At 71.9% G+C, this 16,340-nt stretch carries 12 protein-coding genes; 7 read left to right on the forward strand and 5 right to left on the reverse strand.

The features are described 5' to 3' along the window. Positions 1-35: 35 nt before the first annotated feature. Positions 36-1,412 (reverse strand): N-acetylmuramoyl-L-alanine amidase, encoded by a 1,377-nt coding sequence (locus ACFWUZ_RS05210; RefSeq protein WP_384367336.1) that lies wholly within the window; start codon positions 1,410-1,412, stop codon positions 36-38. A 139-nt stretch (positions 1,413-1,551) separates the two neighbouring features. Between ACFWUZ_RS05210 and ACFWUZ_RS05215 the strand changes: the two genes are divergently transcribed. The 4 genes from ACFWUZ_RS05215 (at position 1,552) to ACFWUZ_RS05230 (ending at position 7,524) form a co-directional block, all read left to right on the forward strand. Beyond that, complete coding sequence (locus ACFWUZ_RS05215) at positions 1,552-2,301, forward strand: TIGR03089 family protein (protein WP_384367339.1); 750 nt, start codon at positions 1,552-1,554, stop codon at positions 2,299-2,301. Between the two features lie 252 nt (positions 2,302-2,553). Next, positions 2,554-3,795, forward strand: coding sequence for an LCP family protein (locus tag ACFWUZ_RS05220; protein WP_384367342.1), 1,242 nt, complete (start codon positions 2,554-2,556; stop codon positions 3,793-3,795). A gap of 221 nt (positions 3,796-4,016) precedes the next feature. Beyond that, the gene (locus tag ACFWUZ_RS05225; RefSeq protein WP_384367345.1) at positions 4,017-5,744 is read left to right on the forward strand and encodes an LCP family protein; all 1,728 of its coding nucleotides are present in this window, start codon (positions 4,017-4,019) and stop codon (positions 5,742-5,744) included. 64 nt (positions 5,745-5,808) lie between these two features. Beyond that, positions 5,809-7,524: an LCP family protein gene (locus ACFWUZ_RS05230; protein WP_384367348.1), complete on the forward strand. Its 1,716-nt coding sequence runs from the start codon at positions 5,809-5,811 to the stop codon at positions 7,522-7,524. Positions 7,525-7,605: 81 nt separating this feature from the next. On the opposite strand, the gene ACFWUZ_RS05235 is transcribed toward ACFWUZ_RS05230, so the two are convergent. Further along, positions 7,606-8,631 carry a glycosyltransferase family 2 protein gene (locus ACFWUZ_RS05235; protein ID WP_384367351.1) on the reverse strand — a complete coding sequence of 342 codons (1,026 nt, stop codon included), beginning with the start codon at positions 8,629-8,631 and terminating at the stop codon, positions 7,606-7,608. 315 nt (positions 8,632-8,946) lie between these two features. On the opposite strand from ACFWUZ_RS05235, the gene ACFWUZ_RS05240 reads away from it, so the two are divergent. After that, positions 8,947-10,326 carry an LCP family protein gene (locus ACFWUZ_RS05240; RefSeq protein ID WP_384367354.1) on the forward strand — a complete coding sequence of 460 codons (1,380 nt, stop codon included), beginning with the start codon at positions 8,947-8,949 and terminating at the stop codon, positions 10,324-10,326. A gap of 25 nt (positions 10,327-10,351) precedes the next feature. Here the strand turns inward: ACFWUZ_RS05240 and ACFWUZ_RS05245 are convergent, their stop codons facing one another. Next, the gene (locus ACFWUZ_RS05245; protein WP_266936363.1) at positions 10,352-10,888 is read right to left on the reverse strand and encodes an acyl-CoA thioesterase; all 537 of its coding nucleotides are present in this window, start codon (positions 10,886-10,888) and stop codon (positions 10,352-10,354) included. A gap of 107 nt (positions 10,889-10,995) precedes the next feature. Between ACFWUZ_RS05245 and ACFWUZ_RS05250 the strand changes: the two genes are divergently transcribed. After that, complete coding sequence (locus ACFWUZ_RS05250) at positions 10,996-12,342, forward strand: LCP family protein (protein WP_384367357.1); 1,347 nt, start codon at positions 10,996-10,998, stop codon at positions 12,340-12,342. 84 nt (positions 12,343-12,426) lie between these two features. Here the strand turns inward: ACFWUZ_RS05250 and ACFWUZ_RS05255 are convergent, their stop codons facing one another. Together ACFWUZ_RS05255 and ACFWUZ_RS05260 are read right to left on the reverse strand one after the other, a co-directional pair. Beyond that, positions 12,427-13,509, reverse strand: a complete 1,083-nt coding sequence (locus ACFWUZ_RS05255) for a sugar phosphate nucleotidyltransferase (RefSeq protein ID WP_384367360.1) — start codon at positions 13,507-13,509, stop codon at positions 12,427-12,429. Between the two features lie 109 nt (positions 13,510-13,618). Further along, complete coding sequence (locus tag ACFWUZ_RS05260; protein ID WP_384367363.1) at positions 13,619-14,791, reverse strand: acyl-CoA dehydrogenase family protein; 1,173 nt, start codon at positions 14,789-14,791, stop codon at positions 13,619-13,621. Positions 14,792-14,974: 183 nt separating this feature from the next. On the opposite strand from ACFWUZ_RS05260, the gene ACFWUZ_RS05265 reads away from it, so the two are divergent. Then, the gene (locus tag ACFWUZ_RS05265; protein ID WP_384367366.1) at positions 14,975-16,318 is read left to right on the forward strand and encodes a UDP-glucose dehydrogenase family protein; all 1,344 of its coding nucleotides are present in this window, start codon (positions 14,975-14,977) and stop codon (positions 16,316-16,318) included. Positions 16,319-16,340: the final 22 nt, after the last annotated feature.

Here is a 16,340-nt window from a genome sequence, read left to right on the forward strand (position 1 = left end):
CGGAGCCCGGCCCGGGGGCTGCTCACCGCCGGAGGCTACGGGCGGCCCTGGAGCTTGGCCGACGAGGTGCGGGTCGTGCCGAGCTTGCCGTACAGCTGCTTGCCCGGGCATTCCGTGGCGAAGCCGTCGCGGTGGCCCGAGATGACGTTCATCGACACGTTCCTGCCCTTGGGGTAGCGGTTGCCGCCGCCCGAGGTCAGGGTCGTCCTGGCGCGCGGGTCCCGGCCGAAGAGGCCGAGCTTCCAGGCCGTGAGGCGGGCGACCGCGTCGACCGCCGCCGCGGGCGGGGTCGTGGAGGTGTAGGTGCCCAGGACCGCGATGCCCATGCTGTTGGAGTTGAAGCCCAGGGTGTGGGCGCCGAGCACCGCCTTGGAGACGCCGCCCGCACGGCCCTCGTACACGGTGCCGCACTTGTCGACGGCGAAGTTGTAGCCGATGTCGCGCCAGCCGCTGCTGAGCACGTGGTAGCGGTACAGGCTGCGCAGGACCGCCGGGGCGTCCTTGCAGGCGTAGTTGTTGCCGGAGGCGCTGTGGTGGACGAAGGCCGCCTTGACGGTGCTGGTGTAGACGAAGCCCGACTCGCGCAGCGACTCGTCCGCGCCCCATCCCTTGCGTGTGACGATCCGCGGGCGCGGCCCGATGAAGGGGGCGGCCGCCGCGGTCAGCTCGCCGTCACTGGCGAACACCGCGTCGGCGGTGGAGTCCGCCTTGTCGAGCGCGGTGATCTCGTCGGCGCCGAGGGAGGCGTGCGGCACGTTCGCCGCGGAGGACTCGGCCGTCCCCATCGACATGGCCGGCACGACCGCCTCGCCCTTGTCGTCACCCTCCGGGCTGCTGTTCTTTCCGTCCGGCGCGCCGGGCAGGTCCGCGCCGGGGTCGACGAGCTCGATCCGCAGGCCGGAGGGCAGCCGGGCGGCGGCGCGGGTGGCGGGTTCCGCCTGGACGCGGACCTCCACCCCGTCGGACTCGCCGACCCACAGCGGGGCGGTGGCGCCGCGGACCCGCCCGGAGCCGCGTTCGACGGCGTCCGGGTCGGCGGCGTGCTCGCTGTTGTGCGTCTCGACGTCCTGCCAGTCGGACCAGGCGGCGGTCCGCACGGAGCGGGTGCGCACCTGGACCCGGCCGTGGAGCTCGCTGCTGACGTCGTCCCACACGACGCCGACGAGCGAGAACGTCTTGACCTCGCGCGCAGGGAGGCCCTGCGTCTCGGGCACCTGCGGTGAGGCGCTCATTCCGGGGACGCCCGGGGTCCGGTTGACCGCGGGCCCCAGGGGGACGAGCGGCAGGGACTGGGTGGACCCGGCCGGGACCGCGGGGGCCGACTCGGCCAGGGCAGGGGTGGGGAGCGCGAGGGGCAGGGCCAGTACGGCGGCCGTCGCGACGCCGATCGAGGAAGCAAGGAATCCACGCATGAAAAGGATGGTGGGCAGGCTCATCGCGCGGCGCCATCCGAGAACTGACTGTCCGTCCGACGCGGCCCGCGCACCCCTCCCCCGTACGGTGGATCCGGCGGCCCCCGTACGAGGGACGGGCCCGCGTACCCTGTGCCGGGTGAACGCCACTGACCGCACCCCTGCCGACCTGCTGCGATCCGCGCTCGCCGCGGATCCCGGCCGCCCGCTCGTCACCTTCTACGACGACGCCACGGGCGAGCGCGTCGAATTGTCCGTCGCCACCTTCGCCAATTGGGTGGCCAAGACCGCCAATCTGCTCCAGGGCGACCTGGGCGCCGAACCGGGCGACCGGCTCGCGCTGATGCTCCCCGCGCACTGGCAGAGCGCCGTCTGGCTGCTCGCCTGCGCCTCGGTGGGGGTCGTCGCCGAGGTGGGCGGGGACCCGGCCGGTGCCGATCTCGTCGTCAGCGGGCCGGATTCGCTGGAGGAGGCCCGGGCCTGTTCCGGGGAGCGGGTGGCGCTGGCGCTGCGGCCGCTGGGCGGCCGGTTCCCGCAGCCCCCGGCCGGGTTCGTGGACTACGCCGTGGAGGTGCCGGGGCAGGGCGACCGGTTCGCCCCCTTCGTCCCGGTGGACGCGGACGGGCCGGGGCTGGTCGTCGGCGGTGCGGAGCTCTCGTACGCGGAGCTGACCGGGCGGGCCCGCGAGGACGCGGCGAAGCTCGGCCTCGGGGAGGGCTCGCGGGTGCTGACCGGGCTCGGCTACGACACCTGGGAGGGGCTCTCGGCGGGGCTCTTCGCGGCCCTGGCCTCGGGCGGGTCGGTGGTGCTGTGCCGCAACCTCGACCGGCTGCCGGAGCAGGCGCGGGCACAGCGGATCGAGAGCGAGCGCGTCACCCACACCGTCTGACCGGCGGGCCTGCCGCGCCCGCCCCGTGACCGTCCCCGGTCACGCGTCACCCGCACACGTCACCCGCACCCGTCACCCGCACCCGTCACCGGTCACCCGGACTGCTCAACTCCGGGAAAGGGCGATTTGTCACCCGGACGGCCCTAGACAGGACCCTGCCCCCGGGCTGCCCGCAGACCCCGGGGGCAGGATCGGCAGTGGCCGTGCTCACCCGTACGGCTTGTTGTCGCAGCGGCGAGGGGACGGACGCGCGTGACCGACAGTGCAGGCATACCGGGTGGCACCGATGCGGCCGGAGGCAGTCCCAGGCCTCCGCTCAGCCGCCGGCACCGCCTGCTGCGCTGGATCGGGCTCGGGGCGGTCCTGCTGGTCCTCGGCGGCAGCGCCACCGGCTGGTGGCTCTACAACAAGCTCGACGGGAACATCACGGAGGACGCCTCCGCGGCGGCCGAACTGCGACGCTACGAACGGGAGCGTCCCGCGCACCTCGCCACGGGGGCCCAGAACGTCCTGCTGATCGGCTCGGACTCGCGCTCCGGCGAGGAGAACGCCCGCTACGGGCAGGACCGCGGCACCCAGCGCTCGGACACCACGATCCTGCTGCACCTCCCGGCGGACCGGAAGAGCGCGACCGCCGTCTCGATACCCCGGGACCTGATGGCGCGGATCCCGGCCTGCCTGAAGGCGGACGGGAGCCGCACCACCGAGCAGCTCGCCCAGTTCAACTGGGCCTTCCAGTGGGGCGGGGCCGCCTGCACCATCCGTACGGTGGAGCGGCTCACCGGGATCCGGATCGACCACCACATGGTCATCGACTTCGGCGGCTTCAAGAAGATGGTCGACGCCATCGGCGGGGTGGAGGTCTGCCTCAAGGCGCCGGTGAACGACACCGAGGCGAAGCTGAAACTGCCCTCCGGGCGGCAGCTCCTGGCCGGGGAGCAGGCGCTGGGCTACGTCCGCGCCCGCTACAGCCTGGGCAACGGCAGCGACACCGAACGGATGGAGCGCCAGCAGCAGTTCCTCGGCTCGCTCGTCAAGAAGGTGCAGAGCAACGGTGTCCTCCTCAACCCGGCGCGGCTGTACCCGCTGCTGGACGCGGCGACCTCCTCGGTGACCACGGACCCGGAGCTGGCCTCGCTGCGGGGCCTGTACGAACTCGTCCGGGGCGCACGGAACATACCGACCGACCAGGTCAAGTTCCTGACGGTGCCCCGCAAGCCGTACGCGGCCGACCCGAACCGGGACGAGCTGGTGGAGCCGGACGCCGAGCGGCTGTTCGAGCAACTGCGGACGGACAGGCCGGTGACGGTGACGCCGCCCGCGCCGGATACCGGGACGGGAACGGCGCGGGCCGAGGCCACCCCCGAGGCGGACGGCGGGCAGGACCGGGAACGGGACGAGGAGGGTGGGACGGCTGGTCAGGGAACCGGCACGCCCTCCGCTCCCGTCCCCACTTTCACCGGTACGACGGCCGGCACCGCCGACTGCCGGTAAAGCAATCCCAAAAGCCGGTGACCGAACCGAGCGGGATGGGCGGTTCGCCCCGTTATAAGGGGAGTGAATTTGTCACCAGCATGGTTTGCAGCCGAACCTGGCGGATAAGGTGAGCGATCCGGTGCCCGGCCGTCCAGGAGGCCGCGCACCAGCAGCCGGATCGTTGACCGTGCGCCTGGGGGAGGCGCGTCGCGAGGCACCGACGGAGGATTCGAGCAACCGTGGACGCGCAAAGCCGTGGGCGGGCAGACGAGATCGACCCCGCAGACCAGTGGGTGATCAACCCCCGCACCGGCCACTACGAGCTGCGACTGAGCCAATCCGCTCCGCAGCCGGGCCTTTCCGTCGCCGCCCCGCGCAGACCGGAGTCGACGCGCACGACCCCCGCTCCCACCGCCCCCTCGCCCGCGGTCCCCAAGCCGCGGCGCGGCGACGGCCCGCCCGGCGGCAGGCGCGGCGGGCGCTCGCGCAAGGTCGGCGGCGGAAGCCGTCGCAAGGCCCTGGTCATCACCGGCGGAACCCTCGCGTTCCTGCTGGTCGGCGGCTCGTTGGCGGCGTACCTCTACTACGACCACCTCAACGGCAACCTGAGCGTCACCGACATCGCGGGCGCGGGCACCGGCGGCTTCAAGAAGAACCAGGCCATCAACATCCTGGTCATCGGCACCGACAAGCGCAGCGGTGCGGGCAACGAGGGGTACGGGGACGCGGCGAGCCTCGGCCACGCGGACACCACGATCCTCTTCCACGTCTCGAAGGACCGCAGCAACGCCACCGCGCTGTCCATCCCGCGTGACCTGATCGCCGACATCCCGGTCTGCCCGACGAAGCAGCCGGACGGGACGACGAAGAACATCCCCGCCTCCAAGGGCACCCGCTTCAACAACAGCCTGGGCCAGGAGGGGCGTGACCCGGGCTGCACGATGCGCACCGTCACCGGGCTCACCGGCATCGAGATCGACAACTTCATGATGGTCGACTTCAACGCGGTGAAGAACCTGAGCACGGCGGTCGGCGGCGTGCCGGTCTGCGTGGAGAAGGCCGTCAAGGACCCGGACTCCAAGCTGGACCTGCCGGCGGGCGAGAGCCGGCTGGCGGGCGAGCAGGCACTGGCCTTCGTACGGACCCGGCACGCCTTCGGCAACGAGAGCGACCTGGACCGGATCAAGACCCAGCAGCAGTTCCTCAGCTCGATGATGCGCGAGATGAAGTCGAAGGAGACGCTGACCAGCCCGAAGAAGTTCTTCTCGCTGGCGGAGGCGGCCACCAAGTCGCTGACGGTCGACCAGGGCCTGGGGTCCATCGACAAACTCACCGACCTCGCGGGCGAGCTGAAGGACATAAACCTCAAGAACGTCACCTTCACCACGCTCCCGGTGCTCGACAACCCGGCCGAGAAGGTCAAGGCGACCGTCGTGCTCAACCAGGCCCAGGCCGACCCGCTGTTGCAGATGATCCGGGGGGACGTCTCGCTCACGGAGGTCGAGAAGAAGGAGCAGGCCGCGAAGGAGGCGGCCGACGCGGAGACCAAGAGCAAGCAGGACGCGCTGCTCCAGGGCAACCGGGCCGCGCCGGGCGACGTACGGGTGAACGTCTTCAACGGCGGCGGACCCAAGGGCTCCGCCTCCACCACGCTGAACTGGCTGCAGAACACCAAGGGCTTCGCCCGGGCCAGCAACCTCGGCAACGCCCCCGCCAAGGTCGGGGCCACGCAGCTGGAGTACGCGCCCAACCAGGCCGACCAGGCCCGCGCCCTGGCGGACGTCATGGGGCTGTCCGCCTCCGCCCTCAAGATGGGGACCGCGGACGCGGGGGCGAAGACCCCGATGAAGCTGACGCTCGGTCCGGACTTCAAGGAGGCGGGGACTCCGCTGACGGCGCCGGCGCCGCAGGAGCTGCCCGAGGACGTCCAGCGCGTGGAGGCGGACAAGTCCGTCTGCGTGAAGTGACGGACCGCAGCCGGTAGGACCGGCACGAAGTAGACCACATGGGGATTTTTCAAGGGGGGTACGTGTGAGGCACGGCAACGTGCGCGAAGAGGGGGCGCCCGCCCGGGCCGCCGGGGAGATATCCGGCGGCGCGGACGCGTCCGCTGCGGTACCCCCGCAGCAGGGCGGCGCCCGGGCGGCCCGCCGCGCGGCCGGCCGGGCGAACAACCGGCGGGGCCGGCGCCGCGCCCTGCGCTGGGTGGCCTCGGTGCTGTCCCTGCTCATACTCGGGACGGCGGCGGCCGGTTACCTGTACTACCGCCACCTCAACGGCAGCATCCACACGGACGTACTGAACCTGGGCGAGAACAAACTGGGCGGCTCCAAGCCCAACGCCTTCGGGCAGACCCCGCTGAACATCCTGCTCATCGGTTCGGACGCACGCGACGACGAGGCGAACCAGGCCCTCGGCGGGGCCTCGGACACCTTCGACGGGCCGCCCCTCGCAGACGTGCAGATGCTGCTGCACCTGTCCGCGGACCGCACCAACATGTCGGTCGTGTCGATGCCGCGCGACACGCTGCTGATGATGCCCAAGTGCACGGAGCCGAACGGCAAGGTGCACCCCGCCAGCAAGGGGCTCGTACAGACCAACGAGTCGCTCCAGCGCGGCGGTCCGGGCTGCACGGTCGCCGCATGGACCGAGCTGACCAAGATCCCCATCGATCACTTCATGATGATCGACTTCAAGGGCGTGGTCTCGATGGCGGACGCCATCGGCGGCGTCCCGGTCTGCGTGCAGCAGAACGTGCACTCGCGCAACAGCAAGGGCGAGGGCTCCGGTCTGAAACTGCCGGCGGGCACGAGCGTCATCCAGGGCGAGCAGGCCCTGCAGTGGCTGCGCACCCGCTACGGGTTCGAGGACGGCACCGACATCGGCCGCACCCACGCCCAGCACCAGTACATGAACTCGATGGCCCGCGAGTTCCGCAAGAACGCCAAGCTCAGCAACCCGGTGAAGCTCAACAGCCTGGCACAGGCCGCCATCGACGCCATGGTCGTGGACACCGGCCTGAACAAGATCGACAAGCTGTACGACCTCAGCATGGAGCTGAAGAAGGTCCCGCCGGGCCGGATCACCATGACGACCATGCCGTGGGTGTACAGCACGCGGCCCGGCATGGGCGGCCGGGTGGAGCCCAAGGAGGGAGAGGCCGAGGCCCTCTTCCGGATGGTCCGCGAGGACATCCCCCTCGACGGCCAGGGCCCCGCGTCCCCCGCGGGCGCCGCCTCCCCGTCCACCGACCCCGCCGCCTCGGCTCCTACGTCCCAGCAGCCGGCCACGCCCCCGGCCGGTGCGACCACCGCCCCGGCCCCGGCCTCGCCCCCCTCGAAGATCACCTTCAGCGTCCGCAACGCCACCGGCGGCAAGGACGGCGCCGAGCCCAGGACCAAGGCCCGGGCGACCGACGTCACCGCCCTGCTGTCCGGCAAGGGCTTCACCGGCGCCACCGCCGACAACCGGACGGGCGCCGAGGACACCACGGTGGTCCGGTTCGCCCGCGCGGACCAGGAGGCCAACGCGAACGCCCTGGCCACCGCGCTCGGCCTGCCCCCCTCCTCGGTGCAGAAGTCCGAAGAGGTCCCCGGGATCGTCCTGTTCGTCGGCAAGGACTGGCGCACGGGCGACCTCCCCGCCCCGCCGCCGGCCGCCCCGACCAAGGCCCCGGACTCGGCGAACCCGCTCAACGGCGACAACGACAAGGCCTGCATGGCGATCCAGCCGGGCTTCACCTGGTAGGGCCGCGGGCGGGCAACGCGAAGGGGGCCCGGCAGCGGAGGTGTCGGCCACCACCGCTGCCGGGCCCCCTGCGCGTACCTCTCAGATCGGCGAGGCGTCGCGGTGGACCGCCGGGCGGCGGCTCGCGATGACCTTGTCCGCGAGGGCGCGCGGGCTGGTCAGAAAGCCGAAGCCCCAGCTCAGGTGCATGGTCGCGAGGGCGACGGGAATCTGCGCCCGCGCCTTCAGCGACAGTCCCTTGCCCGCCGGGACCGAGCCCGCAGTGATCGCCGCGAGGTATCCGGCCGGCACGGCGAAGCCCCACGGGGTGACGGCCGCGCCCACGACCACGCCGGCCGCGACCGCGCACACGAGGGTCGGCGGGGCCAGGTACCGGAGGTTGATGGAGCCCGCGTGGTAGCGGGCCACCACGTGCCGCCACCGGCCGTAGTCCTTGTACTGCTTGGCCAGGGCCCGCACCGAGCGCCTCGGGCGGTACTGGACCTTCAGCTCCGGCGAGAACCAGATCAGCCCGCCGGCCTCGCGGATACGGAAGTTCAGCTCCCAGTCCTGGGCGCGGATGAACTCCTCGTTGTAGCCGCCCTGCTGCTCCAGCGCCTCGCGGCGGAAGACGCCGAGGTAGACGGTGTCGGCGGCTCCGGCCTGGCCGCCGGTGTGGAAGGGCGCGTTGCCGACGCCGATCCGGGAGGTCATCGCGGCCGCGACGGCCTCCTCCCAGGCGTTCTCGCCCTCGGCGTGCATGATGCCGCCGACGTTCTGCGCGCCCGTCTCCTCCAGGAGGCGGACGGCGGTGGCGATGTAGTTCGGCGAGAGCATGCCGTGGCCGTCGACGCGTACCACGATCGGGTGACGCGAGGCCTTGATGGCGGCGTTGAGTGCCGCCGGGGTCCGGCCGGTGGGGTTCGGGACGGTGTGGACGCGGGGATCCTCGGCGACGAGCTCTGCGGCGATCTCGTCGGTGCGGTCCGTGGACGGCCCCAGCGCGATCACCACCTCCATCTCGCCCGCGTACTCCTGTTCCAGGATGTGGCGGACGGAGTCGCGGAGGTAGTGCTCCTCGTCGAGCACCGGCATGATCACCGAGACTGCGGGCTGCTGGGCGGGCATGTGGTCCTTCAAGGTCGGGTATCGGTGTCACGTTACCGCGTACGGGGGAACCGGGTGCGCGCCGAGTGAGCAGTACGGACAGCGACTGATCGTATGGGCCTACTGTTCAGACGAATCCGATGATTCTGGCCCATCTGTCGAACGGCCTGCCGGCCGATCCCCGCGGAGGTGTCCACCGTGCCCCAGCCGCACCGTCCCACCCGTCCCGCCAGGCCACCCCAGCCGCAGCGCCCGCGACGCGGCGGCAACGGTGCCCGCGGCGGGAGCGGCGGAGCCGGTCCCGCACGGCACGGGAGCGGACGGCCCCGGTGGGGAGTGCGGATCGCGGCCGGGCTGTCGCTGGCGGTCCTGGGCTGCGGGGCCGTCGGACACGCGGTGATGACCGGCCTGGACACGGGGATCCAGCGCGTGGACCCCTTCAAGGACATGAAGAACCGGCCGCAGGCCGGGCACGGGCTGAACTTCCTGCTGGTCGGCACCGACGGCCGGGAGAAGGTCAGCCCGGAGGAGAAGCGCGAGTACCGCCTCGGCGGGGCCCCCTGCCGCTGCACCGACACGATCATGCTGGTGCACCTGTCGGCCGACCGGGAGCGGGCGAGCGTGATCAGCCTGCCCCGCGACAGCTACGCCCAGGTGCCGGCGCACCACGACCTGGTCACCGGCAAGGCGCACAAGGCACACCCCCTGAAGCTCAACGCCGCGTACGCGGAGGGCGGCCCCGGCCTGACCGTGCGGACCGTCGAGAACATGACCCGGGTGAAGATCGACCACTACCTGGAGGTCGATTTCACCAGCTTCATGAAGACCGTCGACGCCGTGGGCGGCGTCGAGATCTGCACCGCCAAGACCATGCGCGACCGCAACACCGGCCTCGACCTGCTGCCCGGCACCCACCGGCTCAGCGGCGGACAGGCCCTGCAGTACGTGCGTTCGCGCCAGGTCGACGGCGCCTCCGACCTCGGCCGGATGCAGCGCCAGCAGCGGTTCGTCGCCGCCCTGATCAAACAGGCCACGGGCAGCGGGGTCCTGCTGAACCCCGTGAAGTTCAAGCAGGTCAGCTCCACCCTCCTCGGCTCGGTACGGGCCGACGAGGGCTTCGGCTCCGAGCAGATGCTCGCCCTCGGCCAGGCGATGCGGGAGTTCACCCCGACCTCCTCCGAGTTCGCCTCCGTGCCCGTCGGCAACCCCTCGTACCGGGTCAAGGGCATCGGCTCCACCGTGAAGTGGGACGAGCCGAAGGCCGCCGAGCTGTTCGAGGCCGTGCGGGAGGACCGGCCGCTGGCCCCCGCCCCGCCCGGCCGGCCGGCCGGGCGGCCCGCGGCCGTGCCCGTGGACGTGCCCCCGCAGCAGGTCCGGGTCCAGGTGGAGAACGGGACGCGGATCGACGGGCTGGGCGGGCGGGTCGACGCGGCCCTGCGCGCCACCGGTTTCGACACCACCGGGGCCCCGGGCAACGGCGCCAGCCGCGAGGTCAAGCGCACGGTGGTCTCGTACGACCCGCGCTGGGACCGCTCGGCCCGGTCGGTGGCGACCGCGCTGCCGGGCAGCGAGCTGCGGGCGGTCGCGGGCCAGGGGCGGACCGTGCTGGTGACGGCGGGCGCCGACTACCGCAAGGTGGTGCCCGTGCGGGCCGAGGACCCCCACCAGGGCAAGTTCGGGGTGGTCACCGGCGACCAGGTGGTCTGCGGGCAGTAGCGCGCCGCGGGACCGGCGGCGCGGGTCAGTCGTCGAAGCCCTGCGCCGCCCGCTCCTCGCGCAGCGCCATGATCGCCTGGCGGCGGGCGAGGCGGTGGGTGCGGCGGATCTGTGCCTCCTGGTAGCGGCGCTCGTCCTGCTCCGTCTCGGGGAGGACCGGCGGGACCGTGCGGGGCTTGCCCTCCGCGTCCACGGCCGCGAAGACGAGGTAGGCGCTGCCGACCTGGGTGGCGGGGGTGGACTCGTTCCACCGCTCCGCGAGGACCCGTACGCCGATCTCCATCGAGGAGCGGCCGGTCCAGTTGCACTGGGCCTTCACGTGGACGAGGTCCCCCACGCGCACCGGGGCGAGGAAGGCCATCTCGTCCATGGAGGCGGTGACCGCCGGGCCGCCGGAGTGGCGGCCGGCCACGGCGCCGGCCGCGTCGTCCACCAGCTTCATGATCACACCGCCGTGCACGGTGCCGAGGAGGTTGGTGTCGTTGGCGGTCATGATGTGGCTGAGGGTGGTCCGGGAGGCCGAGGTCGGCTTCCCCGGCAGCTCGCCCGCTATCTGTGTCATACAGACACCTTAGAGGCGCCGGGCAGGCATCAGCTCTGCAACAGCACCGGTACGAAACCCCCCACCGGGCTGTCGGACGACACGCCCGGCCAGGCATCCTTGTGCGCATGAATGACTGGCCAGAGGGGTGGAGCGGCGACCGCGACGAGCGCGGCCGCCGTGACGACGGATACGGGCGCGGCAGCGCGGGAGCGCAGCCCGAGGGCCCGCAGCGGATGCGGCACGTCCAGCGGCAGCAGCCGCCGCAGCCGCCGCAGCGGCGTCCCGGACAGCCTGCGGTCCCGCCTCCCGGCCGGCCCCCGGCGGACCGGCCCGCGTACGGAGTGCCCGCGCAGCAGACGCCGGGCCACGACACGTACGGGGGCTACGACAGCGGCTACAACACCGGCCAGGTCTACGGAGCCCCGGCGGGCCCCGGCGGGCCCGCACAGCCGCCCTCGGGACCCGGCCGCCCCGGGCGGGCCCCCGGCCCCGCCCCGGACTGGCGCAAGCGGATCAAGGTCGGCTCGATCGTGCTGGTGTCCGCGCTGGTGGTGACCACGGTCTCCACCTACTTCTGGGCCGACTCCAAGGTGCGCCGCGAGGTGGACCTGTCCAAGGTCATCGAGCGGCCGAAGGAGGGCGACTGCACGACGTACCTGATCGTGGGCTCCGACAGCCGCGAGGGCATGTCCGACGAGGAGAAGAAGAAGCTCCACACGGGCTCGGCCGAGGGCAAGCGGACCGACTCGATGATGATCCTGGCGAAGTGCTCCAGCGGGAACACGATGATCTCGCTGCCGCGCGACTCGGACGTGGAGATCCCGTCCTTCGTGGGGTCCCAGTCCGGCAAGAAGTTCCCCGCCCAGGGCCGCCGGGTCAAGCTCAACGCGGCGTACGCGGAGGACGGCCCCGAGCTGCTGGTGCGCACGGTGGAGCACAACACGGGTCTGCGCATCGACCACTACGCGGAGATCGGCTTCGCCGGCTTCGCGAACATCGTGGACGCGCTGGGCGGCGTGGAGCTGGACATCGAAGAGGCCTTCAAGGACGAGAAGTCGGGCGCCGACTTCAAGGCCGGCAAGCAGACGCTGAACGGGGAGCAGTCGCTGGCCTTCGTCCGCACCCGGTACGCCTTCGCCGATTCGGACCTCCAGCGGACCAAGAACCAGCAGAAGTTCCTGTCGGCGCTGGCCAGTCAGGCGGCGACCCCGTCCACGGTCCTCAACCCGTTCGACCTGTACCCGCTGCTCGGCGCCGGCCTGGACACGCTCGTCGTGGACAAGGACATGGGCATGTACGACATGGGCCAGATGTTCTTCGCGATGAAGGGCGTCAACGGCGGTGACGGCGTGTCGATGAACATGCCGATCTCCGGGCAGCGCGGCGGCAACCTCGTCTGGGACAAGGCCAAGGTGCAGCAGCTGGTGAAGGAGATCCAGAACGACGAGAAGGTCACCGTCCGCGGGAACTGACCGTTCCCGCGGCCGGCCGGCGGCGCGCGCGGTGCCTCGTACGGCAGGCGCGCGCCGGCAGCCGGGCGCGGCGGTGACCCGGGGTCAGGAGTCCGAGGAGAAGCGGATCGCGGCGTCGGGCAGCCGGGCCTCGCACCAGACCCGCGCGCCGGTGCGCAGCTCGTTGTCGGCGCCGACGACCGCGCCGTCGCCGACGACGGCGCCCTCCAGCACGGTGCGCGCGCCGACCTCGGCGCGGGCGCCGACGAGGCTGGCGTTCACCTGGGCGTCCGGGCCGATGACCGCGTCGGCCAGCACGATGGAGCCCTGGACGACCGCGCCGGCCTCGATGCGGGCACCGGCGCCCACGACGGTGCCCCCCGACAGCTTGGCTCCGGCCGCCACCTGGGCGCCGGGCAGTACGAGGGATTCGCCGCGGCGTCCGGGGACGGCCGGGGAGGGGACGACGCCGCGGACCAGGTCGGCGGAGGCCTGGATGATGGACTCCGGCTTGCCGAGGTCCATCCAGTACGTGTTCTCGGTGACGCCGTGCAGCCGGGCGCCGGAGGCGAGCAGGCCGGGGAAGGTCTCGCGCTCGACGGAGACGGGGCGGCCGGCCGGGATGGAGTCGATCACGCTGCGGCGGAAGACGTAGCAGCCGGCGTTGATCTGGTCGGTGATGATCTCCTCGGGGGTCTGCGGCTTCTCGGTGAAGGCCAGCACCCGCCCCTCGGAGTCGGTGGGGACCAGGCCGAAGGCGCGCGGGTCCTCGACCCGCACCAGGTGCAGGGAGACGTCGGCGTCGGCCGCCTGGTGGGACTCGACCAGGCCGCGGATGTCCAGGCCGGTGAGGATGTCGCCGTTGAAGACGAGGACGGCGGAGTCCGGGCCTCCGGTCAGGCGCTCCGCGGCGTTGCGGATGGCGCCTCCGGTGCCCAGGGGCTCGTCCTCGACCACGTACTCCAGGGTGAGGCCGAAGTCGGATCCGTCGCCGAAGTAGGGCTCGAAGACCTCGGCGAGGTAGCAGGTGGCCATCACGATGTGGGTGACACCGGCGGCTGCGGCCCTGGCTATCTGGTGGGCGAGGAAGGGGACTCCGGCTGTGGGGACCATCGGCTTGGGGGTGTTCACCGTCACGGGCCGCAGGCGCGTCCCCTGTCCGCCGACCAGCAGGATCGCTTCCGTCATTACGTTCTCCCCAACCGGTTCTGGCGTACGAAGGTTCAAATTTAGCCCATCCGGGGGCATGAAAAGGCCGGAGGCGGGTGACGGGATCCGCCTCCGGCCGGGGACCCGCTTACGGCAGGTTGCGCGCCATGACGATGCGCTGGACCTGGTTCGTTCCTTCATAGATCTGAGTGATCTTGGCGTCGCGCATCATGCGCTCCACCGGGTAGTCACGGGTGTAGCCGTAGCCGCCCAGGAGTTGGACGGCGTCGGTGGTGACCTCCATGGCCACGTCGGAGGCGAAGCACTTGGCCGCGGCGCCGAAGAAGGTCAGGTCCTCGTGGGCTCCGCCGGCGGAGACGCGCTCCGAGCGGGCGGCCGCCGCGTAGGTGAGCTGGCGGGCGGCCTCGATCTTCATGGCCATGTCCGCGAGCATGAACTGCACGCCCTGGAAGTCGCCGATCGGCTTGCCGAACTGCTTGCGCTCCTGGACGTAGCCCTTGGCGTAGTCCAGGGCGCCCTGCGCGATGCCGAGGGCCTGGGCGGCGATCGTGATGCGGGTGTGGTCGAGGGTCTTCATCGCGGTGGCGAATCCGGTGCCCTCGGCGCCGATCATGCGGTCGGCGGGGATGCGGACGTTGTCGAGGTAGACCTCGCGCGTCGGGGAGCCCTTGATGCCGAGCTTCTTCTCCGGGGCGCCGAAGGAGACGCCCTCGTCGCCCTTCTCCACGACGAAGGCGCTGATGCCCTTGGAGCGCTTCTCGGGGTCGGTCACGGCCATGACCGTGTAGTACTCGGAGACTCCCGCGTTGGTGATCCAGCGCTTGACGCCGTTGAGGACCCAGAAGTCCCCGTCGCGCACGGCGCGGGTCTTCATGCCCGCGGCGTCGGAGCCCGCGTCCGGCTCGGAGAGCGCGTACGAGAACATCGCGTCGCCCTTGGCCAGCGGGCCGAGGTACTTGGCCTTGAGCTCCTCGGAGCCGGAGAGGATCACCGGGAGCGAGCCGAGCTTGTTGACGGCCGGGATGAGGGAGGAGGAGGCGCAGACGCGGGCCACCTCCTCGATCACGATCACGGTGGCGAGGGCGTCGGCGCCCGCGCCGCCGTAGGTCTCGGGCACGTGGACCGCGTGCAGGTCGCTGGAGACCAGGGCGTCCAGGGCCTCCTGGGGGAAGCGGGACTCCTCGTCGACCGCGGCGGCGAACGGCAGGATCTTCGCCTCGGCGAGCGAGCGGACCGACTCGCGGAGCATGTCGTGCTCCTCGGCCGGACGGTACAGGTCGAAGTCGGCAGAACCCGCCAAGATCTCTCACTCCCCAAGATGATGCGTGATGCTAACTACCGTTAAGTAACCCAAATCTTAGTGTCCGGCGTCCCGGCAGCGATATGTACGGCGTACGTGAGCTGCGTGACAGCGGAGAACGTCCCCCTTACGGGCCCGACTATGCTCAGTGGCCGCAAACGGCCCCGCACCTCTGGAGCACCCATGGCCCCCCTCAGGATCACTGTGATCGGCACCGGTTACCTCGGCGCGACCCACGCCGCGGCGATGGCGGAGCTGGGGTTCGAGGTGCTGGGGCTCGACGTGGTGCCCGAGAAGATCGAGATGCTCGCCTCGGGCCGGGTGCCCATGTACGAGCCCGGGCTGGAGGAGCTGCTGGCCGCGCACGTGGCCGGACTGCCGGGTTCGACCGGGCGGCTGCGGTTCACCACCTCCTGGGAGGAGGTCGGCGCCTTCGGCGACGTCCACTTCGTGTGCGTGAACACGCCGCAGAAGCACGGCGAGTACGCCTGTGACATGTCCTACGTGGACTCCGCGATCTCCTCGCTGGCCCCGCACCTGACCCGGCCGGTGCTGGTCGTCGGCAAGTCGACGGTCCCGGTCGGCTCGGCGGAGCGGCTCGCGCGGAAGCTGGCCTCGCTGGCCCCGGCGGGCGCGGACGTGGAACTGGCCTGGAACCCCGAGTTCCTGCGGGAGGGCTTCGCCGTGCAGGACACCCTGCACCCCGACCGGATCGTGGTCGGCGTACAGGGCGACCGCGGCGAGAAGGTGCTGCGGGAGGTGTACGAGACCCCGATGTCGGAGGGGACCCCGCTGGTCGTCACCGACTTCCCGACCGCCGAGCTGGTGAAGACCGCCGCGAACTCCTTCCTGGCCACCAAGATCTCCTTCATCAACGCGATGGCCGAGGTGTGCGAGGCAGCCGGCGGCGACGTGGTCAAGCTGGCCGAGGCCATCGGCTACGACGAGCGGATCGGCTCGAAGTTCCTGCGGGCCGGGATCGGCTTCGGCGGCGGCTGCCTGCCCAAGGACATCCGGGCCTTCATGGCGCGCGCGGGCGAGCTGGGCGCCGACCAGGCCCTGACCTTCCTGCGCGAGGTCGACTCCATCAACATGCGCCGCCGCGGACACATGGTGGAGCTGGCCCGGGAGGCGGTGGGCGGGTCCTTCCTCGGCAAGCGGGTCGCCGTGCTCGGCGCGACCTTCAAGCCGGACTCGGACGACGTCCGCGACTCCCCCGCGCTGAACGTGGCGGGCCAGATCCACCTGCAGGGCGGCCAGGTCACCGTCTACGACCCCAAGGGCATGGACAACGCCCGGCGGGTCTTCCCGACCCTGGGGTACGCGGACTCCGCGCTGGAGGCGGCCCGCGGTGCGGAGGTCGTCCTGCACCTGACCGAGTGGCGGGAGTTCCGCGACCTCGACCCGGCGGCACTGGCCGCCGTGGTCACCGACCGCCTCGTCCTGGACGGCCGCAACGCCCTCGATCCGCTCCGGTGGCGGGCGGCGGGCTGGACCTACCGGGCGATGGGCCGCCCGCGGGCCTGAACCGGGACGCGGCCGGCGGAGC

The organism is Streptomyces sp. NPDC058646 (genome assembly GCF_042716875.1).
In the GTDB taxonomy this organism is placed as follows: Bacteria; Actinomycetota; Actinomycetes; order Streptomycetales; family Streptomycetaceae; genus Streptomyces.

Excerpts from the sequence above, each read along its gene's own strand:
- ACFWUZ_RS05210 (WP_384367336.1), bottom strand. The coding sequence starts at position 1,412 with ATGCGTGGATTCCTTGCTTCCTCGATCGGCGTCGCGACGGCCGCCGTA.
- ACFWUZ_RS05235 (WP_384367351.1), bottom strand. The coding sequence starts at position 8,631 with ATGCCCGCCCAGCAGCCCGCAGTCTCGGTGATCATGCCGGTGCTCGAC.
- ACFWUZ_RS05245 (WP_266936363.1), bottom strand. The coding sequence starts at position 10,888 with ATGACACAGATAGCGGGCGAGCTGCCGGGGAAGCCGACCTCGGCCTCC.
- ACFWUZ_RS05250 (WP_384367357.1), top strand. The coding sequence starts at position 10,996 with ATGAATGACTGGCCAGAGGGGTGGAGCGGCGACCGCGACGAGCGCGGC.
- ACFWUZ_RS05255 (WP_384367360.1), bottom strand. The coding sequence starts at position 13,509 with ATGACGGAAGCGATCCTGCTGGTCGGCGGACAGGGGACGCGCCTGCGG.
- ACFWUZ_RS05265 (WP_384367366.1), top strand. The coding sequence starts at position 14,975 with ATGGCCCCCCTCAGGATCACTGTGATCGGCACCGGTTACCTCGGCGCG.